This is a genomic window from Cryobacterium sp. TMB1-7 (assembly GCF_004402435.1).
GTDB classification, from domain to species: domain Bacteria; phylum Actinomycetota; class Actinomycetes; order Actinomycetales; family Microbacteriaceae; genus Cryobacterium; species Cryobacterium zongtaii.
This window is the reverse complement of sequence record NZ_SOFZ01000021.1, coordinates 26927-49641: the sequence shown is the minus strand read 5'-3', so window position 1 is coordinate 49641 and position 22715 is coordinate 26927. Positions and strand designations below refer to the sequence as shown.

Below are 22715 nucleotides of genomic sequence, written 5' to 3'. Positions count from 1 at the left end.
CTTTCCAGGGGCACCCGCAAGGCGGCTTGGTACTGGCACTGGTCGGGAGCTGCATCCTGTGCTTCGTCGTTGGCACACCCCTGATGTATGTCCGTCGGACCGGCTAGCGCCCACTCTGAAGGCCCACTTGCCACCGGAGCTGGAATAGCCCACATCTGTCTCGAAACCCTACCGATGCGAGACACGTCCGGATGCGAGACAAGCCACCTCTTGCTCGTCGCCCCGACCGAGTCTCATATCGCATCGGTTTCGAGGCGCTCAGGTTACGAGACATTTCCCAGACGGGATTCGGTCCGATTCCAGTTCTGAGCACCGATGCTTGGAGAGCTTTCCCTTTGGAGGAACATCTGAGGATAGAGGGGCCCTTTGGGTCGCGACGGCCCTCTCCGGCCGGTCGATGGAGCCCGGTCATTCCACCAGCCGGTAACCCTGCACTGCCTGACTTCCGTGGAAGACGTTCGTCATGATGACCCGGGAGAACCAACCGATGTCGAACTCATACTCGGCGCCGACTTCAAAGGAGGACGCCAGCTTTTGCCGGCCGTCGAAGGTCACTCCCCTTGAGATATCCAGGCGGCCGCAGTTCGAGGTCTCGATGAGAACCGCGGGCGTTGACGCCGACCCTCTCGATCCGCCCGACGCCGTGTCTGGCTCCGCCGAGACCACCACGCAGCGCACGGTTTCGACAGTCATCGCGTCCAACTGCCCACCGAATACCACACCCCCAAAAACCACGAGCATGAGGAGGAAACCTACGAAGGACAACCAGAAGGTTCTTGGCTTGGTCGCCTTCGGCGTCGCAGAGTTACCCATTGTCGGCATTTCTTTGTTCACCTTTTCCATTGCCACCCACCTGTATGGAGGCCCGATGACGGTCCGGACGCCCCGGCCACGGATCCCTCAATCGCACCGCTCTTGAAGTCCGCAAGCGTCGGTCCGCCCGGCTTCAATGCCATGTTCTCGACCGCAACTATGCCCCCGCCGATCCGCTAGAAAGGGAACCGTTCGCTAAACCTATTGCATGCGGGACCCCAGGCCACAGGGACAGCCGTTCAGCAACTTCTACTGTCTCGAAACCCTAGGGATTCGAGACGTCTCCTCGCCGTGATCTGGACTTCCTCCGAAATCACCTGAATCTCACTACGGGTCGAGTCTTACAACTACGTTGCATAACCCTCGACGTGAATTACAGTGCGCATCGTTAGTTATGAGACAACTAAGGAGTGCTGTGATCAAGCTGATTGGCTATGCCCGGATATCGACTCGGCAGCAAGATACTGACGTGCAGCGGGCCGAGCTCTTGGCGGCGGGTGTGCGGCGTGACGACCTATATATCGATCAGGGGAGTTCCGGAGCGCGGGCAGCTCGTCCTCAGTTTTATGCCGCACTCGCAGCGCTTGAACCTGGCGACACATTCGTGATCGCGACGCTGGATCGGCTGGGGCAGTCGACGCAGAACGTTCTTGCCGTCTCCAAAAGGCTTAGCGACCGAGGCGTTGAGCTTCGCGTCCTCGATCTGGGCGGCGAAGACGTCGACACAGGGACACCGATGGGATCCATGTTGTTCACAATCATGGCTGCTCTCGGGCAGATGGAACACGAAATCAAGCGTGAGCGTGTGCTCGACTCGATCGATAGACGCCGCAAGGCCGGCAAGAACCTTGGTGGCCGACCGCGAAGAATCACGAACCGACAAATCCGCAACGCCAACCGACTCATCGAAGCCGGAGAACCAACGGCACAGGTCGCACGCGACTTCGGGATGTCCCGCGCCACGTTCTACCGCCGGGCCCGCACCCTGGGACTGTTGCCAGATCAGTCCGGTGACGAGACCCCGGAAAGTGACGGTGCGAGTTGACGAGTACAGAACTCCCACAAGCTGGTCTGCGGTGTGTTCGAACTAGATGGCAGAAGTCCGAAGTTGCGTGTCACGTGACAAATGTTGTCGCGTGACAGTCCAGTCCGGACAAATTGCCAAGGTCGGACACGCGTAATTACGCGGAAGTAGCTCCGTGCAAGGTCGATGGTTTTGCCACCGTACATCGGACACGCGATCCTGCTCACCCCACAGTGAGCAGAAGCGCGCCGCCCCGCACGCCAGCTCGGGCGGTGGCGCGACTGAAAGAGCGACCGAGCACAGGCTGAGCTCACATCAGCTCGACGAGCCTCGCCAGCGCCGGACGGGTGTGGATCGCAAGACGTTCGCGAGCGTCGTCCAACGCAGCGGAATGCGGGTATCCCGGCGGCACTCGCGCCGGGTTGAGCGCAACCCCGTCCGACCACGCCTTGATGTCGGGCTGGGCAGTGAAGTTGATCGCGGCCCGGGTGCCGAGAACGGTCGCTTTCGCCCACTGGGACATCGAATTGCCGTAGTTCGAAGGCGGGCAAAGCCGGTTCTTTTCGGCATCGTCGGCGCGGGTGGCCTCGACGTACCCGATCAGGGCGGCGCCGAAGCACGGGAAGCCCGTCCGGATCGGCTGAAGCGTGATGTCCTCCTGCCGCCACACTGGGACGAGGGGTGGGTATTTCAGGCCGTCCGCCGCGGCGTGCACGACGAGGGCATCATCCGCAACCTGCATGGCGCCGTCGGCGAAGGTGAGCTTGCCGCGATCCACAGACGCGATGTGCCCGCGGCGGACGACGTTTGAAATGGAGCGAAGCTGGTCGAGCTCCCACGACGCGAGAGTCGGTGTTTTGGCCATCGTCGGCATGACCGAGCGGTCGATACGCAGAAGGATCCCGGCGTCCTCGAGCTGCAGGAACAAGCTGCTGAGCGAGGCCGCGCCCTCGGAGATCTGCATGACGTCGGCGGCCATTCTGAGGAAAATTGCGGGCTCAGGTTGGATGAGCGCGCGGTTGAACATCCACGGGTCGCGAGGCCGGACCCAGCAGATCGCGTCGGGGTCCACGCCGCGCGCAAGCAACCAGATGCAGGCGTCGCTCGCGGTCTTGCCGGCGCCCACGACGACGTACCGGCTCGGCGCCTCCTCCAGCCGCGCGAGGTCGTTGATGGGCAGGACGCGAGCCGCGTCGGCGACATCGAACGGCGGTGCCGTCTCGGCCGGGATGCTGGGAGCGAGGTAGTGGGCGTTCACGATCCGGCACGACTCGGGCACCTCGAACTGAACCCCTGCGATATGCGAGACGACGGTGTGGTCGCCGTCGAAGTGACTGTTGGGCAGAAAGTCGACCTTGCCCGTCTCCAGCATCCGGTCGAGCATCTGCCCGTAGTACGCGGTGATCTCCGCCTGGTTCGCCCGCTCCTGAAGCCCGGTCTCCGGTCCGCTCACCTGGAGCTTGCCGCCACCCAGCATGCTCGAGGCGACGCCGTAGAACGCCGAGGCCTGATGCAGCCTGATGAACGGGTACGCCTCCAGCCAGTGCCCGCCGACCCCGTGACGGCGGTCGACCATCGCGACGCGCACGTCGGCGTGGTCGATTAGCGTGTCGGTAAATGCCATCCCCATGGCACCCGCGCCCACCACAAGGTAGTCGGCTTCAAGGGTTCGAGCCATGTGTTAATGGTGACACTCGCTGGGGGCCGCGTCAACGGCACAGGAATCGACGCAACGAGGAGCAATCCGCTCCTACCCGACGGGGAATGGAACGGAGTCATCGCAACAGTTTCATGGACTGCCGCGGGATGAACTCCCGGAATTCGCATGCCGATTGTCCGAACTGGGTGGCAGAAGTCCGAACTGGCATGTCACGTGACAAATGTGCCCCCAGGCAGATTCGAACTGCCGCCCCTGCCTCCGGAGGGCAGTGCTCTATCCCCTGAGCTATGGGGGCCCAGGAACCTCTAGGTTAGCATCCCTGGGCGGACGTCTTTGCGCCGATTGGTGCGCCGGTTGCTGGGCGGGTGACGAACAGGCGCAGCTGGACAGAGCGGTTAGAACGGGGGAGGCTCTTCGCCGCTGCGTCGAGACGCGGAGGCCGACCGCTTGGACGCGGCCGGCAGCTTTGGTTCCGGTGGCGTCGGTGGCGAGACCGCCGAGTTACTGAGGCCGAGTGGCTGGCTGTCGTAGGTCGTGGGGTCGTAAGTGGTGGGGTCGTAGGTGGTGGGGTCGGTGTTGGTGGGCGCTGAGGTGTAGGTCTTGCCGGCGGGGGTGGTCCAGGTGAGGGCGCCGCCGGGGCCTTGGCGGGTGGTGAAGCTGGATTGGTGTTTGAGGCGGTGGCAGGCCTTGCAGAGGTGTACGAGGTTGTCGACGTCGGTGGGGCCGCCGGTGCACCAGGGCCGGGTGTGGTCGATGTCGCTGAGCGTGGCTCGCCGGTTGCAGCCGATGCCCTGACAGGTTTGGTCGCGGGCGTCGAGGTAGCGGCGCATGTCGGCGGGCGGGTTGTAGGTGTCGCGGCCCATGCTCAGTCGACAGCCGGTTTCGGGGTGGGTGAGGATGCGGGACCAGCTGGTCGCCGTGCCCGCGATCCGGCGGGCGGTCTCGGGGTCGATGGGGCCGTAGCCGTCGAGGATGGCGGGTTCGTCGCTTCGGCCCAGCAGGGTCAGCGCCGGCACCGTGATGCTGACCGTGCCGCGGATGCCGTGGCCGAGGCCACTGGGCCCGACACCGTCCAGGAGCAGGTCGCGGTACGCGTCCGCGCGGCGCTGGTCCTTGCTGCGGCAGGGGACAGGGGAGTCGGAGCCGGGCGCCGGGGCGGCGTCAGCGTCGGTGTCGAGGTCTGTGGCGATGTGGCTGAGCCGGTCGTAGATCGCTTGAGCGTCTTCGGCTTTGAGGTAGGCGTTCAGCCAGGCCATCCCGTCGGCGTCGGGGCTGAGCACCACCCGGCGCTTGACGAAGCCGGCGTCGGCGCGGTCCGGCAACGGCACCGGGTGCATCCGTTCCAGGATCCGGCCGGCGACCCGGACGAACTGGGTCGAGGTCAGCTTCTCCGCCGCCGGGAGCACCTTCTCCTCAAACGCGGGCAGGATTTCTTCCGGGACCCCGTCGGTGAGGGTGAGCATCTTCACCGCGTGGCCCCAGGTGATGCTGCCGCGGCTCAGGGCCTGGTGGAAGCCGGGCAGTTGGCCGGTGAGGCGGGCGGCGTCGAAGATCATCATGCCCGCCGTGGTGGCCGTCAGCCGTAGCGCTCCGGCGGCCTCGGCGGCCATGCTGCGGCGGGCGAGCTCCTCGTCGTCCCAGGCCGGGCCGTGCGCGCCGGTGTCGGGGTCGTTCCGGCCGGACTCGGCAGGGTCACCACACAGACCCGCGAGGATGCGCGGTTCGTGGCCCAGCCGGTCCAGCTCGGTCAGCAGCCGGGTGCGTTCGGCGTAGCCGGCCGCGATGACTTTCTCGTTCTCGATCAGCGGGTCGATGACCGCGCTGATCGCCGCCGCGACAGGATCCACCGCGGGGTCCGCAGGGTCATCGGGGGTGTGATCGGGTGTGGCAGCTGAGGTGGCCATAGGCACAGTGAAGCACCCACCACCGACACTCCCAGGCCCAGAAACCAAACTGTGGAAAGGTCCAGAAAAACCGGCCTGTGGAGGAGGAGCGATCCTCCCGAAGAGCCCTACAGGTTGCCGATAACCGTGCTCATGACGCGCTCGGCATCGCCGGGCTCGATCATGGCGGGGGAGGAGACCGCCACCCAGTACCCACCGGTGAAGACCTGAGCGGTGCCGGTATCGGCACTGAAGTAGCCCTCTACGTCGGGAGCGCTGCCGTAGGTCGGCACGACTTCGCCGCCGGCCAGGGCCGCATCCTTCAAGGTATTGGCGAGCGCCTCGTTCGGCATCGTCACTGACACGTCGATGACCTCGCCGCTGGAATTGTTGATCCAGCCGCAGGCGATGCCGTTATAAGTGGTCGCGGTCACGGCCGTGTCACTCGACGCTGAATAGCCCGGGTCGACACTCACATTGGGGTTGATCTCGTAGACGTCGTCCGCCGTGAGGACCTGGTCGCAGCTCTTGTCCACGGCGGTGCCTTCGGCTGCCGGCGCAGGGGTGGCCGACGCCGTGGCCGACACCGTGGGTTCCGCCGTGGCGGTGGGCTCCGACGTGGCAGTGCTGGTCGGCTTTGCCGTGGCTGACGCGGTGGGCTCCGTGTCGCCTGCCGGTGCGCATCCGGCCAGGGCGATCAGAGCGAGCGAAGCGCCGGTGAGGGCGAGTGCGGCGCGCAGTCGGCGGCCGGTGGCGAAGGAGGACGAGCTGGAGTGGGTCACTCGTTGACCTTACCAACCGGGACGGCGGGTAAGCTTGTTCGCCGTGACCCCTGCCGAACTCTCCCAGTCCCTGCTCGACCTCGTCAACTCCCTGGTCGAGCGCCGACGAGGCGAAGGGGCGGAGATCGCAGATCTCGGTCTGGTCGCAGCCGACATGTCGCTGGAGCGCCCGCGCAACCGCGACCACGGTGACTGGGCCTCGAGCGTCTCGATGAAGATCGCCAAGCCGCTGGGCACCAACCCGCGCGCCGTGGCCGCCGAACTCGCCGCCGGCCTCGAAGCCATGCCAGAGGTCGCCTCCGTGGAGATCGCCGGCCCCGGCTTCATCAACATCCGCCTCGAGGCATCCGCCGCCGGCGCACTCGCGCAGACCATCGTCAACGCCGGCTCGGTCTACGGCACCGGCCACCTCTACGACGGCATCAAGATCAACCTCGAGTTCGTCTCGGCCAACCCCACCGGCCCCATCCACATGGGTGGCGTGCGCTGGGCAGCCGTCGGCGACAGCCTCGCCCGCGTGCTGATCGCCGAGGGCGCGGATGTGACGCGCGAGTATTACTTCAACGACCACGGCTCGCAGATCGACAGGTTCGCCCGCAGCGTGCTGGCCGCCTACCTGGGTGAGCCCACCCCAGAAGACGGCTACGGCGGAGCGTATATCGGTGACATCGCCGACAAGGTCGTCGAGATCTACGAGGGTGACATCGCCGTCCTGCCCCGCGACGAACAGCAGGAAATCTTCCGCTCCATCGGCGTGGACCTTATGTTCACCGAGATCAAGGAGAAGCTGCACGGCTTCGGGGTGGACTTCGACGTGTTCTTCCACGAAGACTCCCTGCACGAATCCGGCGCCGTCAACCGCGCCATCGAGCGCCTGAGCGAACTCGGCCACATCTTCGAGGAAGATGGCGCCATCTGGCTGCGCACCACCACCTTCGGCGACGACCGCGACCGAGTCATCATCCGCTCGAACGGCGAACCGGCGTACATCTCCGGCGACCTGGGCTATTACCTCGACAAGCGCGAGCGCGGCTTCGACCAGAACCTGATCATGCTCGGCGCCGACCACCACGGCTACATCGGCCGCATGATGGCCATGGTCGAGGCGTTCGGCGACGTGCCCGGCGTGAACCTGCAGATCCTCATCGGCCAGATGGTCAACCTGCTCAAGGGCGGCGAGCCCGTGCGGATGTCCAAGCGCAACGGCACCATCGTCACCCTCGACGACCTCGTCGACGCGGTTGGCGTGGACGCCGGCCGTTACTCGCTGGTGCGCTCCTCGAGCGACTCCCAGCTGGACATCGACCTGGACCTGCTCGGCAAGCGCACCAACGAGAACCCGGTCTTCTACGTGCAGTACGCGCACGCCCGCACCTGCTCCGTCGGCCGCAATGCCGCCGACTCCGGCGTGGACCGCAGTGCGTTCGCCCCTGAACTGCTCACCCACGACAGCGAGTCCGCGCTTCTCGGTGTGCTGCAGGAGTACCCGCGCGTGGTGGCCCAGGCCGCCGAACTGCGCGAGCCGCACCGCGTGGCCCGCTATATCGAAGAGGTCGCCGGCTACTACCACCGCTGGTACGACAACTGCCGGGTCATCCCGCTCGGCGACGAGCCGGTCACCGACCTGCACCGCACCCGGCTGTGGCTGAACGACGCCACCGGCCAGGTCATCCGCAACGGCCTGGGTCTGCTCGGCGTCTCCGCGCCGGAGCGCATGTAGGCCGGAGCACTCCTTCGTGACGAGCTCGACACTGCCCAAACGCCGCCGGCCCGCTCGCCGGCTGCTGGTGACGTTGGTGGTGTTGCTCGCGCTGGTGGGCATCTTCTTCGCCGCCGACGCGGGCCTCCGCGGCTACGCGCAAGACCGCATCGCCAGCGAGATCGATGCCGGCCTGCCCGCCGGTGTCACCGGCGACGTCGAGGCGGCGATCGGTGGCACCTCGGTGATCGCGCAGTACCTCACCGGCAGTTTCGAACGTGTGGAGCTCACCGCGCCGACCCTGACCGTCAACGACGTGCCGGCATCCGTCTCGATCGTCGCCACCGGCGTGCCCACCGACACGACCCAGCCCATCGACCATGTCAACGGCACCATCGACCTCGACCAGGCCGCCCTCAACACCTTGCTGCAGTCCGCACTGGCCGAAGCGGATGCCGCCCCTGCCGCGCGCAACGCGGAACTCGAGCTCGGCACCGACCAGGTCACCTACACCGGCGAGCTGAGCGTGTTCGGCCTGGCCGTCGGCTACCAGGCCACCGCGACCCCCAGCGTCACCGACGACTCACTCGTGCTCACCCCGACCGACGCGCGGGTGACCTCCGGTGCCGGTGGCCTGGACGTGAGCGGACTGCTGGACCTGGTGCTCGGCAACGAGCCGATCAGCGTGTGCCTGGCCGGTTACCTGCCGCAGGGCGTCACACTCAGCGATGTGCAGACCACAGCGGAGCGCGCACGCATTACGCTGGAGTCGAGCACATTGACGCTCACCGAACAGTCGCTCACCACCCTGGGCAGCTGTTCCACCGCTTGATTCGGCGCGCGCAACTCGCAGTCGCTAGAATTCCGGTAGATTCCCGCGCCTCTTTCGGCGCGTCTCTTCGCTGGCTTCAGGGACCAATCCGGGTTCGCTCGCCACTTCGTGAGACACCCACTTGACTCCTGTGAGGTTTTCACCCGTGGCCCATAATCCACTCGCCCCCGAGTGGCTCAGCTCTCCAGCTGATGCCAACACGCTCGCCGACGGCCTCTGGCCCTCCTCCGCGCACCGCTCCGACGCCGGCGCGATCACGATCGGCGGCGTCAGCGCCCCCGAGCTGGCGGCCGAATTCGGCACCCCGCTGTACGTGATCGACGAGACGGATGCCCGCACCCGCGCCGCGGAGCTGCGCGCCGCGTTCGACACCGAGTTCGCCCGCATCGGCACCACCGTCAAGGTGTACTACGCCGCCAAGGCATTTCTGTCTACCGAGGTCGCCCGCTGGATGGTGGACGCCGGCCTGAACATCGACGTCTGCAGCGGCGGCGAACTCGCCGTTGCCCTGGCCGCCGGTGTTGAACCCGGCCGGCTCGGCTTCCACGGCAACAACAAGTCGCACGCCGAGATCGACGACGCCACCCGCCTGGGTGTGGGCACGATCATCATCGACAGCCCGGTCGAGATAAACAGGGTCGCCGCGGCGGCCGCCCGGCACGGGGTCGTGCAGAACGTGCGCCTCCGCGTGAACAGCGGCGTGCACGCGCACACCCACGAATTCCTGGCCACCTCGCACGAAGACCAGAAGTTCGGTGTGGTCTTCGAGGACGCCCCGGCCCTGGTCGCGGCGATCCGCGCCGAACCGAGCCTGAACTTCCTCGGCCTGCACTGCCACATCGGCTCACAGATCTTCGGCGTCGAAGGCTTCGCCGAGTCGGCGTCGCGCCTGCTCAGCCTGCACGCCGAGCTGCTGACCGACGGCCCGGTACCCGAGCTCAACCTCGGCGGCGGCTTCGGCATCGCCTACACGAGCACCGACGATCCCAGCCCGATCGCCGACCTGGCCGCCGGCCTGGCCGACATCGTCGCCGCCGAATGCGCGCGCCGCGGCATCGCGGTGCCGGTGATCGCCATCGAACCTGGACGGGTCGTCATCGGACCGGCCGGCGTGACCCTCTACGAGGTGGGTACCACCAAGCCCGTGTGCATCGGCGAGAACACCCGGCTCTACGTGAGCATCGACGGCGGCATGAGCGACAACGCCCGCCCCGCGCTCTACGGCGCCGAGTTCTCGGTGCGGCTCGCCGACCGGGTGTCGGATGCCGAGCCCGCGCTGGTACGCATCGCCGGCAAGCACTGCGAAAGCGGCGACATCGTCGTGGACGCCGACTACCTGCCCGGGGATGTGGCGCCGGGAGATCTGGTGATGGTGCCCGCGACCGGAGCGTACTGCTGGTCGTTGGCGAGCAACTACAACTATCTGGGGCGGCCGGCCGTTGTGGCCGTCGTAGACGGAAAGGCCAGGGTCATCGTGCGCGGGGAGACGATTGACGACTTACTGGCGCGGGACGCAGGTCTAGCGAGGTCGACTCACAAGGTCGCGACAAGCTCGACCAACGGAACTGGGGCGACAAGCTCGACCAATCAAATGAAGGAAACTACCCGATGATCGAATACCGCAATCTGCGTGTCGCCCTGCTCGGCGGTGGTTCGGTCGGTGCCCAGGTGGCCCGCCTGCTGCTCGAGCACCGCGACGAGCTCGCCAACCGGGTGGGCGCGAGCCTCGAACTCGTCGGCATCCTGGTGCGCGATCTCGACGCCCCACGCACCGTCGACCTGCCCCGTGAGCTGTTCACCACCGACGCGGACTCGCTGATCCTCGGCGCCGACATCGTCATCGAGCTGATGGGCGGCATCGAGCCCGCCCGCAGCTACATCCTCACGGCGATCAACTCCGGCGCCGACGTCGTGACCGCCAATAAGGCGTTGCTCGCCCAGCACGGCGCCGAGCTGTTCGAAGCCGCCGACCAGGTGGGCGCCCAGCTCAACTATGAAGCCGCCGTCGCCGGCGCCATCCCTATCGTGCGGCCGCTGCGGGACAGCCTCGCCGGTGACACCGTCAACCGGATTCTCGGCATCGTGAATGGCACTACCAACTTCATCCTCGACCGGATGGATGTGGCCGGCGACAGCCTCGAAGAAGCCCTGGCCACCGCGACCGAACTCGGCTACGCCGAAGCCGACCCCACCGCCGACATCGAAGGTTACGACGCCGCGCAGAAGGCCGCCCTGCTGGCCAGCCTGGCGTTCCACACCAACGTGCCCCTCGAGAAGGTCTACCGGGAGGGCATCACCCAGGTCACCCCGCAGCAGATGGAGTCGGCACGGAAGGCCGGCTACGTCGTGAAGCTGCTCGCGATCTGCGAACGCCTCATCGACCCGGAGACCGGCGAACAGGGTGTCTCTGCCCGCGTCTACCCGGCCATGGTGCACCGCGGCCACCCGCTCGCTTCCGTGCACGGCGCGAACAACGCCGTCTTCGTCGAGGCCGAGGCCGCCGGCCCGCTGATGTTCTACGGCGCCGGGGCCGGGGGAGTGCAGACCGCTTCCGCCGTGCTCGGCGACCTCGTCTCCGTCGCCCGCCGCCACGTGATGGGCGGCCCTGGCTACGCGGCCTCCAGCCACGCCGACCTGCCGGTGCTCGACATCGGCAAGGTCACCACCCGATACGCCGTCACCCTCGAGGTGACGGATGAGCCCGGCGTGCTCGCCACGATCGCCGGAGTGTTCAGCAAAAACCACGTCTCGCTCGCGCAAGTCGAACAGTCGATGACGCTCGAGCAGCCCGGAACCGCCAGTCACGAGCCCGTGTCGGGCACAGCTACCCTAGTCATTGGAACGCACGAGGCCACGGAGGCTGCGCTTGCCGCGACCGTGAACGACCTTGCCGCGAACAGTGTCGTCACCAATGTCGCATCCGTTTTGAGAGTTGAAGGAGTCTGATGTCCAGCGAACGAGAGACCGGTCAGCACCAAATGGTCAAGACCCCGTCCCGTCAGTGGCGCGGTGTGCTGCGCGAGTATGCCGACAGGTTGAATGTCAGCGACGCCACCCCGATCATCACGCTCGGCGAAGGCGGCACCCCGCTGATCCCCGCCGCCGCGCTCTCCGCGCGCACCGGCGCCAAGGTCTGGGTCAAGTACGAGGGCATGAACCCCACAGGGTCGTTCAAGGACCGAGGCATGACGATGGCCATCTCCAAGGCCGTCGAAGACGGTGCCAAGGCCGTCATCTGCGCCTCCACCGGTAACACCTCAGCGTCGGCCGCCGCCTACGCCACCCACGCCGGCATCAAGGCCGTCGTGCTGGTGCCGGAGGGCAAGATCGCCATGGGCAAGCTCAGCCAGGCCATCGCGCACAACGCACAGCTGCTGCAGGTGCAGGGCAACTTCGACGACTGCCTCGACATCGCCCGCGACCTCGCCAAGAACTACCCCGTGCACCTGGTCAACTCGGTCAACCCCGACCGCATCGAGGGCCAGAAGACCGCCGCGTTCGAGGTCGTCGAGGTCCTCGAAGACGCCCCGGACATCCACATCGTCCCGGTCGGCAACGCCGGCAACTACACCGCCTACTTCCGCGGCTACAGCGAAGAACTCGCTCGCGGCGCCACCACCAAACTGCCCCGGATGTTCGGATTCCAGGCTGCGGGCAGCGCCCCGATCGTGCTGGGTCACCGCGTGGAGCACCCGGAGACCATCGCCAGCGCCATCCGCATCGGCAACCCGGCGTCGTGGGACCTCGCCCTGAACGCCCGCGAGGTCAGCGACGGCTACTTCGGCGCGATCAGCGACGAGAAGATCCTCGAGGCGTACCGCATCCTCTCCGCCGAGGTGGGCATCTTCGTGGAGCCGGCCTCCGCGATCAGCGTCGCCGGTCTGCTCGAACGTGCCGACGCCGGCCAGATCCCCCAGGGCGCCACCGTGGTGCTCACCGTCACCGGCCACGGCCTGAAGGACCCGCAGTGGGCACTTCGCACCGCGGACGGCAGCGACGTGAAGCCCACGATCGTTCCCGTCGACACCGTCGCCATCGCCGAGCTGCTGGGTCTGGGCCAGAAATGACCACGGCGCTCCCCGTCGTGGGACGCAATGCGCTGGCGGGCCGTTCGGTCGTCGTGAAGGTTCCGGCCACCACCGCGAACCTCGGCCCAGGCTTCGACACCCTCGGCCTGGCCCTGGCGCACTACGACCACCTGCAGGTCGAGGTGACCGACGAGTCCGGCGTGTTCGTCGAGGTGCACGGCGTCGGCGCCGGGGAGGTGCCCACCGACGAGACCAACCTCGTGGTGCGCGCCATCGCGCACACCTTCGCCGCCTACGGGATCCCGTTGCCGGGGCTCAAGTTGGTCGCCGAGAACGTGATCCCGCACGGGCGTGGCATGGGGTCATCCGGTGCCGCCATCGTTTCGGGCATCATGGCCGCCAAAGGCCTGCTCGAGGGCATCGTGGAGATCGACTCCGACGCGCTGCTCGTGCTGGCCACCGAGATGGAGGGGCACCCGGACAACGTGGCGCCCGCCCTGTTCGGCGGCCTGACCATCGCCTGGATGACGCCGGAGGGCCCCAAGCACAAGAAACTGATGGTGCACCGCGGCGTCTCGCCGATGGTCTTCGTGCCCGTGCACGCCATGTCCACCGCTCTGGCCCGCAGCCTGCAGCCGGAGTCGGTGCCGCACGAGGACGCCGTCTTCAACCTGTCGCGCTCGGCGCTGCTCATCGCCGCGCTCATTCAGAGCCCGGAGCTGCTGCTCGCCGCAACCGAGGACAAGCTGCACCAGAGCTACCGGGCCGCGGCGATGCCGGAGACCAACCGTCTGATCACCCTGTTGCGCGAGCACGGTTTCGCGGCCGTCGTCTCCGGCGCCGGCCCGTCGATCCTGGTCCTGGCCAGCGACCCCGGCCAGCGCCTGGTGGCCGCCGACCTGGTGGCCCGGACGAGCGAGACGCCCTGGGAGACGTTGATGCTGGCCGTCGACTTCAAGGGTGCCACGGTCATCCGCACCGACGCCTAGCTTCGGCCGAGACCAGAGCCCTTTCCCGCCTGACGGGAAGGGGCTCTTCTCGCGTGTCGACGCACGCGCGCTGCCGACCGAACCTGCTAGAGTGGTTGCGCACCCGATAGAAACCGCCACCGCGGATCTGTTCTCTGGTGTATTCCCTGTAACTCACTGCTATCGCGTTTTTGTGCGTGGCTGTGTGTGTTCACTCCAGTCCGCCACTGTGTGGGACTGGATCACCCGCAGCCCACCGGCGCTGCAACATCTTCTCTGGCCAATTCGTAAGAGCCAGGGGGAAGGATAAAACTTCGTGACCAACGTCAACCTCCACGCCAACGGCGTGGACATCTCACGCCTGACCACCCTTCGCGTCGCCGAGCTTCAGGCTCTGGCGGGCGAACTGGGTATCCAGGGCGCATCCAAACTTCGTAAAGGAGAGCTCGTGGACGCAATCACCGCGAACCAGTCCCACACGACCGAGTCGGCTGCAGCTACCGACGCCGCCGTCATCGACACCGCCGTCACTGACGTACCCGCGCAGGCTGCCCCGGTAGAGGCCGCCGCTGTCGTCACCGACGCCCCCGCCGAGACCGCGCCCAAGAAGCGGGTCTCCCGCCGGGTGAGCACCGCCACGTCGGCTCCCGCCGTCGCCCACGTCAACGCCGACGGAGATCTGGGCCTCGGCCTGATCGTCCCGGAGACCGCGAAGACCCGCAAGACCACGGCCCCCACCACCTACGCCGGTGCCACCGACAACATCGTCGCCGACGCACCCGTCGTGGAGAAGCCGGTCCGCCAGGCCCGCAAGCGCGCCAGCACCGCCACCATCACCGAGGCCGCCATCGCCGAGGCCGTCGCAACCGCGAACGCCGTCGAGGCCGCTGCTCCGGTCGTCGAGACCACCGCAGCCGTCGCCGCCCCGGCCGCAGAGCCCGCCACCGAGACGCAGGCCGGTTCCGGCCGCAACCGTCGCGGCAACGGTCGCAACGAGAACCGCAACGAATCGCGGAACGAAAACCGCAACGAATCGCGCAACGGCGGACGCAACGGCGGCAACAACCGCAACAACAACAACAGCGCCGCCACCGCCCGCAACGCCTTCGATGCGCGCAGCATGATCGACGCCCAGAACGCCGAAGACGGCTACGAGGCTCCTGAAGAACTCGAAGCCGCACCGGCCGCACCGGCCGCGACCGACTCGGCCGACTCCGCCGAGAGCACCGAGTCGCGCATCCAGCGTCCGGAGGGCGTCGTGCGTGCCGAACGCTCCGAGCGTGGCGGACGCCAGCGCAACCAGCGCGGTGCACGCGCCGAGCAGCCTGAGCAGGCCGAACCGACCGAGCAGGTTGAACCGGCTGAGCAGGTTGAACCGGCCGAGCAGTCCGACAGCAGCTCCACCGAGCAGTCCGACGAGCAGGCCGAGCAGCCCCGCCAGGGACGCAGCCGCAACCGCAGCCGCGGCGGCGACCGCAACCAGCAGGGCGACCGCAACCAGGGCGACCGTGGCCAGGCTGACCGTGCCCAGGGTGACCGTGCCCCGCAGACGTCGGATGACCGTGGTGCCGAGCGTGGCGACGACCGCCAGCAGAACCAGCGCCAGGCCGGCAACCGCGGCCAGGACCGCCAGCAGCAGGATCGCCAGCAGCAGGACCGCCAGGGCGACCGCCAGCAGAGCGATCGCGCCCAGCAGGAACGCCAGGGCCAGGACCGCAACCAGGGCCTGGACCGCAACTCCGGCCCGGAGGACGAGCTGAACGGTCGCAACAACCGCAGCCGTTTCCGTGACCGCAAGCGTCGCGGCGCCACCGCCAACGACGACTTCGAGCCCGAGCTGACCGACGATGACGTGCTCATCCCGGTCGCCGGCATCCTCGACGTGCTCGACAACTACGCCTTCGTGCGCACCTCCGGCTACCTGCCGGGTGCCAGCGACGTCTACGTCTCGCTCGGCCAGGTCAAGAAGTACAACCTGCGCAAGGGCGACGCCGTCGTCGGCTCGATCCGTCAGCCGCACGAGGGTGACCAGAACGGTCGCCAGAAGTACAACGCGATCGTCAAGGTCGACTCCATCAACGGCTTGACCGTCGAGGAAGCCGCCAGCCGCGTCGAGTTCCAGAAGCTCACCCCGCTCTACCCGCAGGAGCGACTGCGCCTCGAGACCGAGCCGGGCAAGCTGACCCAGCGCATCATCGACCTCGTCGCCCCGATCGGTAAGGGCCAGCGCGGCCTGATCGTCGCGCCGCCCAAGGCCGGCAAGACCATCGTCATGCAGCAGATCGCCAACGCCATCGCCACGAACAACCCCGAGGTCCACCTCATGGTCGTCCTGGTCGACGAGCGCCCCGAAGAGGTCACCGACATGCAGCGCACGGTGAAGGGTGAGGTCATCGCCTCCACCTTCGACCGTCCCGCCGAGGACCACACCACGGTCGCCGAACTGGCCATCGAGCGCGCCAAGCGTCTCGTCGAGCTGGGTCACGACGTCGTCGTGCTGCTCGACTCGATCACCCGTCTGGGCCGTGCCTACAACCTGACGGCCCCGCCGAGCGGCCGGATCCTCTCCGGCGGTGTCGACGCATCCGCGCTGTACCCGCCCAAGCGTTTCTTCGGCGCTGCCCGCAACATCGAGAACGGTGGCTCGCTCACCATCCTCGCCTCCGCACTGGTGGAGACCGGGTCCAAGATGGACGAGGTCATCTTCGAGGAGTTCAAGGGCACCGGCAACATGGAGCTGCGCCTGTCGCGCCACCTGGCCGACAAGCGGATCTTCCCGGCCGTCGACGTCAACGCATCCGGCACCCGCCGCGAAGAAATGCTGATGAGCGCCGATGAGGTCAAGATCACCTGGAAGCTGCGCCGTGCGCTGGCCGGACTCGAACAGCAGCAGGCTCTCGAGGTCATCCTGGGCCGGCTGAAGGAGACCTCGTCCAACGTCGAGTTCCTGATGCAGGTTCAGAAGTCGATGCCGACCCCGAACGGGTCAGACAAGGATCACTGATGTTCGAGTCTGTCCTGACTCTGCAGGCTGAGCACGACGAACTGCAGTCCCAGCTGGCGGACCCGGAATTGCACGCGAATCCGGCCCGTTCCAAAAAGGTCAACCGTCGTTACGCCGAGCTCAGCCGCATCATCGCGGCGTGGAACGAGTGGAAAGAGATTGGCGACAATCTCGAGGCCGCTCGGGAACTCGCCGACGAGGATGAATCGTTCGCCGACGAGATCCCCGGTCTCACCGACCAGCTGGAGGAGGCAGCCGAGAAGCTGCGTCGCCTGCTGATCCCGCGTGACCCGCTGGACGCCCGCGACGTGATCATGGAGATCAAGATGGGGGAGGGCGGTGCGGAATCCGCGCTGTTCGCCGCCGATCTCCTACGCATGTACCTGCACTACGCGGAGTCCAAGCGTTGGAAAACCGAGATCATCGAGCAGACCACCAGCGACCTCGGCGGAATCAAGGACATCCAGTTGGCCATCAAGGGCAATTCGGCTGACCCCGCCGAGGGTGTCTGGGCGCACCTGAAGTACGAGGGTGGCGTGCACCGCGTTCAGAGGGTGCCGGCCACCGAGTCGCAGGGACGCATCCACACCTCGGCGGCGGGCGTTCTCGTCTTCCCCGAGGTCGATGAGCCCGAAGAGGTCGAGCTGCACCCCAACGACCTCAAGATCGACGTCTATCGTTCCAGCGGCCCCGGCGGCCAATCGGTGAACACCACCGACTCCGCCGTACGGATCACCCACCTTCCCACCGGGATCGTGGTGGCCATGCAGAACGAGAAGAGCCAGCTGCAGAACAAGGAAGCGGGTATGCGGGTCCTCCGCGCCCGCGTCCTCGCCCGGCAGCAGGAAGAGATCGACGAGGCCGCCTCGCTGGTGCGCAAGGGCCAGATCCGCACCATGGACCGGTCAGAGCGCATCCGCACGTACAACTTCCCGGAGAACCGCATCGCGGATCACCGCACCGGGTACAAGGCATACAACCTGGACACCGTGATGAACGGCGCCCTGGATGCCGTTATCGACTCGTGCATCACCGCGGACGAGGCCACGCGCCTCGCCGAGATCGGCGATCACGACTAACACCTGCTGCACCAGAAAGGGCGCCCCTGCTTCGGCCGGGGCGCCCTTTTTTGGTGGCCCGCCGCCCTAAGAAAGCGGTGCGGTCGGGGAGCGCTAGGATCTCAATCATGCCTGGGCCGACCTTTGTCACTACCGACCCGGGTTCAGCCGCTGCCGCCGCCATGTTGTGGGCCTACTATGAGGACATCGTCGGCCGTTATTGGGGGCGGCTCGCGCTGCCCGCTGAGGTCGAGTCCGCGATGGCGGATGAGCCGAGCCACGACCTGCAGGGCGGCACCGGTCTGCTCGTGCTCGGGATGCTGGACCGCGTCCCGGTCGCGTGCGGCGGTGTGCGGTTCGTCGGCGCCGGCATCGGCGAGCTGACTCGCGTCTACGTGGCCGCACAGGCGCGGGGGACCGGCACCGGGGCCGCGCTCCTCGATCATCTGAGCGAGCTGGCGGTGGATGCCGGCCTCACCCAACTTCGGCTCACGGTGCGCACAGACCTCATCGAGGCCCGGCGCCTGTATGCCAGAGCCGGCTACGCGGAGGTCGTTCCGTTCAACACCGAACCCTACGCCGAACACTGGTTCGCGAAGGACCTGCGCTGACCGCTGCCTACTTGAGCAGGTCGGCGTGGTGGATGGCCGCGACGTCCGGGTGCGCGCGCATCCGGCTCTTCAACGAGTTCTCGCCGTAGGTGGGGAAGATCGGGTTCTCCGGGTCCACGGTGATGCCGGGGGCGTGCAGTTCCTCCGGCAGGGTGAGCACCGGGATGGTGGCATCCAGCGCCGGGCTGTAGAAGAACGGGATCGAGATGCGGTCGTCGCCGATCAGCGGCGAGATCACCCTGTGCACCGTCGCCTTGAGGTAACCGTCGGTTGCGACCTCGAGCAGCTCGCCGATGTTCACCACGAAGGCGCCGTCGAGCGGGGGAGCGTCGATCCACTCGCCGTCTTTCTCCACCTGCAGCCCGCCCTTGCCCGGCTCGACGAACAGCAGCGTCAGCACGCCGGAGTCCTTGTGGGCGCCGACGCCCTGCCGCGGGGTGGGGTCTGACTTGCCGGGGTAACGCACGATCTTGATCAGCGTGGACGGCTTCACCGCGAACGCCTCGTCGAAGACGTGCTCGTCGGCTCCGAGGGAGAGGGCCCAGGCCTGCATCAGGCGCAGCGCCACGGCGTTGAGCTCCTCACGCCAGGAGGTCATGACCTCTTCCAGCGCGGGCAGGTTCACCGGCCACTGGTTGGGGCCCTCCAGGCGGAGATAGTCGGCGCTGTCCGGGGTGAGCTCCAGGGCGGGGCGCTCCGGTCCGATGTCGATCTGCTCGCGCCAGTCCACCTTGCCCTGGGTGAGTTCGCCGCCCACCCGGGTGTAGCCGCGGAAGTGGGGGCTCTGCAGGTTCTCAATGGCCATCTTGTCGTCCTCGGGCAGGTTGAAGAAAGCCCGTGAGGTGGTCATCACCCGCTCGATGAGATCGGCCGGCACACCATGCCCGGTGAGGTAGAAAAACCCGTACTCGTGGGTGACTTCGCGCAACTGGGCGCGGAAGGCCTCGGCTTCCTCCGCTCCGGCGTCGAGGCGGGACAAGTCAAGGATCGGGAGCGTCGGTGCGGCGGCTGAGGTTGTCATGACAACTATTCTGCCAACAACCAAACGAATTCAGGCCGGTGTTACACCGGATTGCCGAGGTCGAAGAATCTGCGGGTGAACGTCCGCGGTGACGCCCGTGTTCGCAGAAAACCTCGGCGAGCCGGGTTCAGTTGCCGAATTTGAGCAGGCCCCGCGCTGCCTTGATTTCCTCGGCGGAGCCGTGCTGCGCGCGCGCGGGGATTCCGAGCAGGATCGACCGGGCCGGGGCGTCCTTGGTGACGACGGCGTTGGCACCCACGGTGCTCCATTCGCCCAGCGTGATGGGGCCGAGGATCTTGGCGCCTGCGCCCACGGTGACCCCGTCGTGCAGATGGGGGTGCCGCCGGGCACCGACAACAACCCCGTGCCGGCTCTTCCCGCCCAGGGTGACCCCGTGGTACAGCATCACGTCGTCCCCGACCACGGCGGTCTCACCGATCACGACGCCCATGCCGTGGTCGATGAACAGTCGCCGGCCGATGGTCGCCCCGGGGTGGATCTCCACGCCGGTGAGGAACCTGGTGAACTGCGACAACAGCCGGGCCGGCAGGCGCAGGCCTGCCAGCCACAGCCGATGTGTGATCCGGTAGGCCCACACGGCGTGCACGCCGCTGTACGCGAGCACGACCTCCGCCTTGCTGTGCGCGGCAGGGTCGTGCCTCTGCGCCATCGCGATATCCTCGCGAACGCGTGCGAACACTCCCATGCCGGGCACCTGTCTGTAGTCGATCGAGCAGCGGATGGTGCCTAGTCGACGAGGTCTTCGTACAGGACTGTGCTGATGTACCGCTCGCCGAAACCGGGCACGATCACGACGATGGTCTTGCCGGCGTTCTCGGGCAGGTTGGCCTGCTCCAGAGCGGCCCACACTGCGGCGCCTCCCGAGATTCCGGCGAGGATGCCCTCTTCGGTGGCCAGGGCGCGGGCCGTGGCGACGGAGTCGGCGAGGGTCACATCGGTGACCTCGTCGTAGACGTGGGTGTCGAGGACGCTCGGCACGAAGTTGGCGCCGATGCCCTGGATCTTGTGCGGGCCGGGGGCGCCGCCGGTGAGGATAGGGGAGTCCTTGGGCTCTACACCGATCACGCGGACGGACGGCTTCCGCTCCTTGAGCAGCTGGCCGGCGCCGGTAATGGTGCCGCCGGTTCCGATTCCCGCCACGAGCAGGTCCACGGCGCCGTCGGTGTCGTCCCAGATCTCCACCCCGGTGGTGGCCTTGTGGATGGCCGGGTTCGCCGGGTTGTCGAACTGCCGGGCCCAAATGGCGTCGGGGGTGGCCGCGACGATTTCCTTGGCCTTCTCCACCGCGCCGCGCATGCCCTCTGAGCCGGGCGTGAGCACAAGCTCGGCGCCGTAGGCGCGCAGCAGGATCTTGCGCTCCTTGCTCATGGTCTCCGGCATCGCCAGGATGACCGAATAGCCGCGGGCGGCGCCGACCATGGCCAGGGCGATGCCGGTGTTGCCGCTGGTGCCCTCCACGATGGTGCCGCCGGGCTTGAGCTCACCGGAGGCTTCGGCGGCGTCGACGATGGCGATGCCGATGCGGTCCTTGACGCTGCTGGACGGGTTGTAGAACTCGAGCTTCGCGAGCACCGTCGCAGTGGAGGTGCCGGGCAAGCGGTTGAGCTTCACCAGCGGGGTGCCGCCGACAGTTTCGGTAATGTCTGAGTAAATCCGTGCGGACATCGGTAGACCTTTCCTGGGGCTCTCCTGGAGCCGACTGGTGCGGATGCTCCGCAGGTGGGTGGTGCCGTAACGAAAGCCGTGCTCTGGCGCGCCTCGTTCAGCCTAGAGCCCCGACGATACCCAGTGGGTGCCCCGGAGTTGCGTAAGATTCCAGTTTGTGACGCCTTCCCCTAGCAACTCCGGCTCCTTGTCCGATATTCCAACGACGATCGAGCGGATGCGGGCCTTCGCCACCTCGGCCCTGACCGGAGCGGGAATCGAAGGCGCCGAGATTGACGCCGACCTATTGATCGGTCACGTCCTCGGCCAGAGCCGCGGGCAGGTTCAGGCCGGCGCCATTATGGGCACCGTCCTCAGCGACACCGATGCGGCAGCCATCGTCGCCCTCGTTCAGCGGCGTGAGAAGCGCGAACCCCTGCAGCACATCACCGGTCGGGCGCCGTTCCGCGGTCTCGAACTCAACGTGGGACCAGGGGTCTTCGTGCCGCGCCCCGAAACAGAGGGGGTCGCCCAGCTGGCCATCGACGCCCTGCGTTCGATGGCCGACCCCGAGCCGATCGGGGTGGACCTGGGCACCGGCAGCGGCGCCATCGCCCTGGCCCTGGCCACCGAGGTGCCGCACGCCCGCGTCTATGCCTGCGAGAACTCGGCCGACGCGTTTCCGTGGACCAGCCGCAACTTCACCGAGGTGGCCGCCGAGAACGCCACCCTGGTCTTCGCCGACCTCGCGGGCGCCTTCACCGAGTTGAACGGCACCGTCTCCGTGGTGGTGTCCAACCCGCCCTACATCCCGGCCGACGCCATCCCCCGCGACCCCGAGGTGCGGCTGTTCGACCCGGCCCACGCCCTCTTCGGCGGGCCGGACGGCCTCGACATCGTGCGCCTGGTGTCCCAGACGGGCCTGCGCCTGCTGCGCGCCGGGGGAGTGCTCGTGATCGAGCACGGCGAACTGCAGGGCGCCGAGATCCGTGCCCTCCTCGACGCCGACGGCTGGCGGGCCACCGCTACCCACCGCGACCTCACCACCCGAGACCGCAGCACCACGGCCCTGCGCCCGTGAGCGTGCACACGACGGGCGAACTCGCGCTCCTCGGTAAGGAGCAACTCGCGGGCTGGCTACTCTCGAGCACCGCCGACTACGTCAACGACCTGGAGGCAGGCGGGCTCAGCCGGGCTGCGGCCGAGAACAAGGCCAACGAATCCTCCCGGCGCGAATTCCCGGGTGGAGTGCCCGCCGCCGGTCAGCACGTCTACGCCATCACGGTGGCGGGCGAGCAGGTTGGCGTGATCTGGCTTTCTGCAGGGCCGGCGGATGACCCCACCAACTGGTGGATCCTGGACGTCGTGGTCTTCGAGCAGTTTCGGGGCCGTGGACACGGCCGCCTGGCGATGCAGCTGGCCGAGACCGAAGCCGCCAGGCACGGTGCGGCCAAGCTCACCCTGAACGTCTTCGCGCGCAATGCCACGGCCCGGGCCCTCTACGCATCCCTGGCGTACGCGCCCACGAAGATCGTGATGGAAAAACACCTCACCGACCCCGCGACCTGAGAGCAAAGCACCCAAAACCCGCCGAAACCGGGCCTTGACTCACAGTTCGCGGCGCCTAGAGCCCGCCCCGGCTCCGTCGACGGGCCCTCACAGGCTGG

The 22715-nt window shown here is 67.3% G+C and carries 19 protein-coding genes and 1 tRNA gene; 12 read left to right on the top strand and 8 right to left on the bottom strand.

Annotation, left to right across the window (positions count from 1 at the left end):
* Positions 1–408: 408 nt before the first annotated feature.
* Entirely contained in the window at positions 409–843 is a 435-nt protein-coding gene (locus E3O60_RS08850; protein ID WP_134497819.1) for a hypothetical protein, read from the bottom strand.
* 385 nt (positions 844–1228) lie between these two features.
* On the opposite strand from E3O60_RS08850, the gene E3O60_RS08845 reads away from it, so the two are divergent.
* The gene (locus E3O60_RS08845) at positions 1229–1858 is read left to right on the top strand and encodes a recombinase family protein (protein ID WP_088455430.1); all 630 of its coding nucleotides are present in this window, start codon (positions 1229–1231) and stop codon (positions 1856–1858) included.
* A 289-nt stretch (positions 1859–2147) separates the two neighbouring features.
* On the opposite strand, the gene E3O60_RS08840 is transcribed toward E3O60_RS08845, so the two are convergent.
* From E3O60_RS08840 to E3O60_RS08825, 4 genes are all read right to left on the bottom strand, one after another.
* Positions 2148–3515, bottom strand: a complete 1368-nt coding sequence (locus E3O60_RS08840) for an NAD(P)-binding protein (RefSeq protein WP_134497817.1) — start codon at positions 3513–3515, stop codon at positions 2148–2150.
* Positions 3516–3720: 205 nt separating this feature from the next.
* A tRNA-Arg gene (locus tag E3O60_RS08835) sits at positions 3721–3792 on the bottom strand.
* 100 nt (positions 3793–3892) lie between these two features.
* The gene (locus E3O60_RS08830; RefSeq protein ID WP_134497815.1) at positions 3893–5401 is read right to left on the bottom strand and encodes an HNH endonuclease signature motif containing protein; all 1509 of its coding nucleotides are present in this window, start codon (positions 5399–5401) and stop codon (positions 3893–3895) included.
* 107 nt (positions 5402–5508) lie between these two features.
* On the bottom strand, positions 5509–6162 hold the full coding sequence (locus tag E3O60_RS08825) for an iron ABC transporter ATP-binding protein (RefSeq protein WP_134497813.1): 654 nt from the start codon (positions 6160–6162) through the stop codon (positions 5509–5511).
* 43 nt (positions 6163–6205) lie between these two features.
* On the opposite strand from E3O60_RS08825, the gene argS reads away from it, so the two are divergent.
* The 9 genes from argS (at position 6206) to E3O60_RS08775 (ending at position 18362) form a co-directional block, all read left to right on the top strand.
* Positions 6206–7882, top strand: a complete 1677-nt coding sequence (argS, locus tag E3O60_RS08820) for an arginine--tRNA ligase (RefSeq protein WP_134497811.1) — start codon at positions 6206–6208, stop codon at positions 7880–7882.
* Between the two features lie 16 nt (positions 7883–7898).
* On the top strand, positions 7899–8693 hold the full coding sequence (locus E3O60_RS08815; RefSeq protein ID WP_134497809.1) for a DUF2993 domain-containing protein: 795 nt from the start codon (positions 7899–7901) through the stop codon (positions 8691–8693).
* A 145-nt stretch (positions 8694–8838) separates the two neighbouring features.
* Entirely contained in the window at positions 8839–10305 is a 1467-nt protein-coding gene (gene lysA / locus E3O60_RS08810; protein WP_134497807.1) for a diaminopimelate decarboxylase, read from the top strand.
* On the top strand, positions 10302–11639 hold the full coding sequence (locus E3O60_RS08805) for a homoserine dehydrogenase (RefSeq protein ID WP_134497805.1): 1338 nt from the start codon (positions 10302–10304) through the stop codon (positions 11637–11639). The genes lysA and E3O60_RS08805 overlap by 4 nt, the downstream gene beginning before the upstream one ends.
* Positions 11639–12760, top strand: a complete 1122-nt coding sequence (gene thrC / locus E3O60_RS08800; RefSeq protein WP_370028224.1) for a threonine synthase — start codon at positions 11639–11641, stop codon at positions 12758–12760. Before E3O60_RS08805 ends, thrC begins: the two co-directional genes overlap by 1 nt.
* Entirely contained in the window at positions 12757–13710 is a 954-nt protein-coding gene (gene thrB, locus E3O60_RS08795) for a homoserine kinase (RefSeq protein WP_088455437.1), read from the top strand. Before thrC ends, thrB begins: the two co-directional genes overlap by 4 nt.
* A 295-nt stretch (positions 13711–14005) precedes the next feature.
* Entirely contained in the window at positions 14006–16693 is a 2688-nt protein-coding gene (gene rho / locus E3O60_RS18645) for a transcription termination factor Rho (RefSeq protein WP_174845057.1), read from the top strand.
* On the top strand, positions 16693–17772 hold the full coding sequence (gene prfA, locus E3O60_RS08780; RefSeq protein WP_088455438.1) for a peptide chain release factor 1: 1080 nt from the start codon (positions 16693–16695) through the stop codon (positions 17770–17772). The genes rho and prfA overlap by 1 nt, the downstream gene beginning before the upstream one ends.
* Before the next feature lie 107 nt (positions 17773–17879).
* Positions 17880–18362: a GNAT family N-acetyltransferase gene (locus tag E3O60_RS08775; protein WP_088455439.1), complete on the top strand. Its 483-nt coding sequence runs from the start codon at positions 17880–17882 to the stop codon at positions 18360–18362.
* A 7-nt stretch (positions 18363–18369) separates the two neighbouring features.
* On the opposite strand, the gene E3O60_RS08770 is transcribed toward E3O60_RS08775, so the two are convergent.
* The 3 genes from E3O60_RS08770 to cysK all read right to left on the bottom strand — a co-directional run bounded on the left by E3O60_RS08770 (position 18370) and on the right by cysK (position 21069).
* Positions 18370–19383, bottom strand: coding sequence for an isopenicillin N synthase family oxygenase (locus E3O60_RS08770; protein ID WP_134497803.1), 1014 nt, complete (start codon positions 19381–19383; stop codon positions 18370–18372).
* Positions 19384–19510: 127 nt separating this feature from the next.
* A complete protein-coding gene (epsC, locus tag E3O60_RS08765; RefSeq protein WP_134497801.1) occupies positions 19511–20089 on the bottom strand; it encodes a serine O-acetyltransferase EpsC in 579 nt (192 codons plus the stop codon).
* A 41-nt stretch (positions 20090–20130) separates the two neighbouring features.
* Positions 20131–21069, bottom strand: a complete 939-nt coding sequence (cysK, locus tag E3O60_RS08760) for a cysteine synthase A (RefSeq protein WP_134497799.1) — start codon at positions 21067–21069, stop codon at positions 20131–20133.
* Positions 21070–21286: 217 nt separating this feature from the next.
* On the opposite strand from cysK, the gene prmC reads away from it, so the two are divergent.
* Together prmC and E3O60_RS18480 are read left to right on the top strand one after the other, a co-directional pair.
* Entirely contained in the window at positions 21287–22129 is an 843-nt protein-coding gene (gene prmC / locus E3O60_RS08755; RefSeq protein WP_088455443.1) for a peptide chain release factor N(5)-glutamine methyltransferase, read from the top strand.
* On the top strand, positions 22126–22617 hold the full coding sequence (locus E3O60_RS18480) for an N-acetyltransferase (RefSeq protein WP_166788831.1): 492 nt from the start codon (positions 22126–22128) through the stop codon (positions 22615–22617). The genes prmC and E3O60_RS18480 overlap by 4 nt, the downstream gene beginning before the upstream one ends.
* The last annotated feature ends 98 nt before the right edge of the window (positions 22618–22715 follow it).

Excerpts from the sequence above, each read along its gene's own strand:
- cysK (WP_134497799.1), bottom strand. The coding sequence starts at position 21,069 with ATGTCCGCACGGATTTACTCAGACATTACCGAAACTGTCGGCGGCACC.
- E3O60_RS08775 (WP_088455439.1), top strand. The coding sequence starts at position 17,880 with ATGCCTGGGCCGACCTTTGTCACTACCGACCCGGGTTCAGCCGCTGCC.
- thrC (WP_370028224.1), top strand. The coding sequence starts at position 11,639 with ATGTCCAGCGAACGAGAGACCGGTCAGCACCAAATGGTCAAGACCCCG.
- prmC (WP_088455443.1), top strand. The coding sequence starts at position 21,287 with ATGCGGGCCTTCGCCACCTCGGCCCTGACCGGAGCGGGAATCGAAGGC.
- E3O60_RS08830 (WP_134497815.1), bottom strand. The coding sequence starts at position 5,401 with ATGGCCACCTCAGCTGCCACACCCGATCACACCCCCGATGACCCTGCG.
- E3O60_RS08840 (WP_134497817.1), bottom strand. The coding sequence starts at position 3,515 with ATGGCTCGAACCCTTGAAGCCGACTACCTTGTGGTGGGCGCGGGTGCC.
- prfA (WP_088455438.1), top strand. The coding sequence starts at position 16,693 with ATGTTCGAGTCTGTCCTGACTCTGCAGGCTGAGCACGACGAACTGCAG.
- thrB (WP_088455437.1), top strand. The coding sequence starts at position 12,757 with ATGACCACGGCGCTCCCCGTCGTGGGACGCAATGCGCTGGCGGGCCGT.
- epsC (WP_134497801.1), bottom strand. The coding sequence starts at position 20,089 with ATGGGAGTGTTCGCACGCGTTCGCGAGGATATCGCGATGGCGCAGAGG.
- E3O60_RS08850 (WP_134497819.1), bottom strand. The coding sequence starts at position 843 with ATGGAAAAGGTGAACAAAGAAATGCCGACAATGGGTAACTCTGCGACG.
- E3O60_RS08770 (WP_134497803.1), bottom strand. The coding sequence starts at position 19,383 with ATGACAACCTCAGCCGCCGCACCGACGCTCCCGATCCTTGACTTGTCC.
- E3O60_RS08805 (WP_134497805.1), top strand. The coding sequence starts at position 10,302 with ATGATCGAATACCGCAATCTGCGTGTCGCCCTGCTCGGCGGTGGTTCG.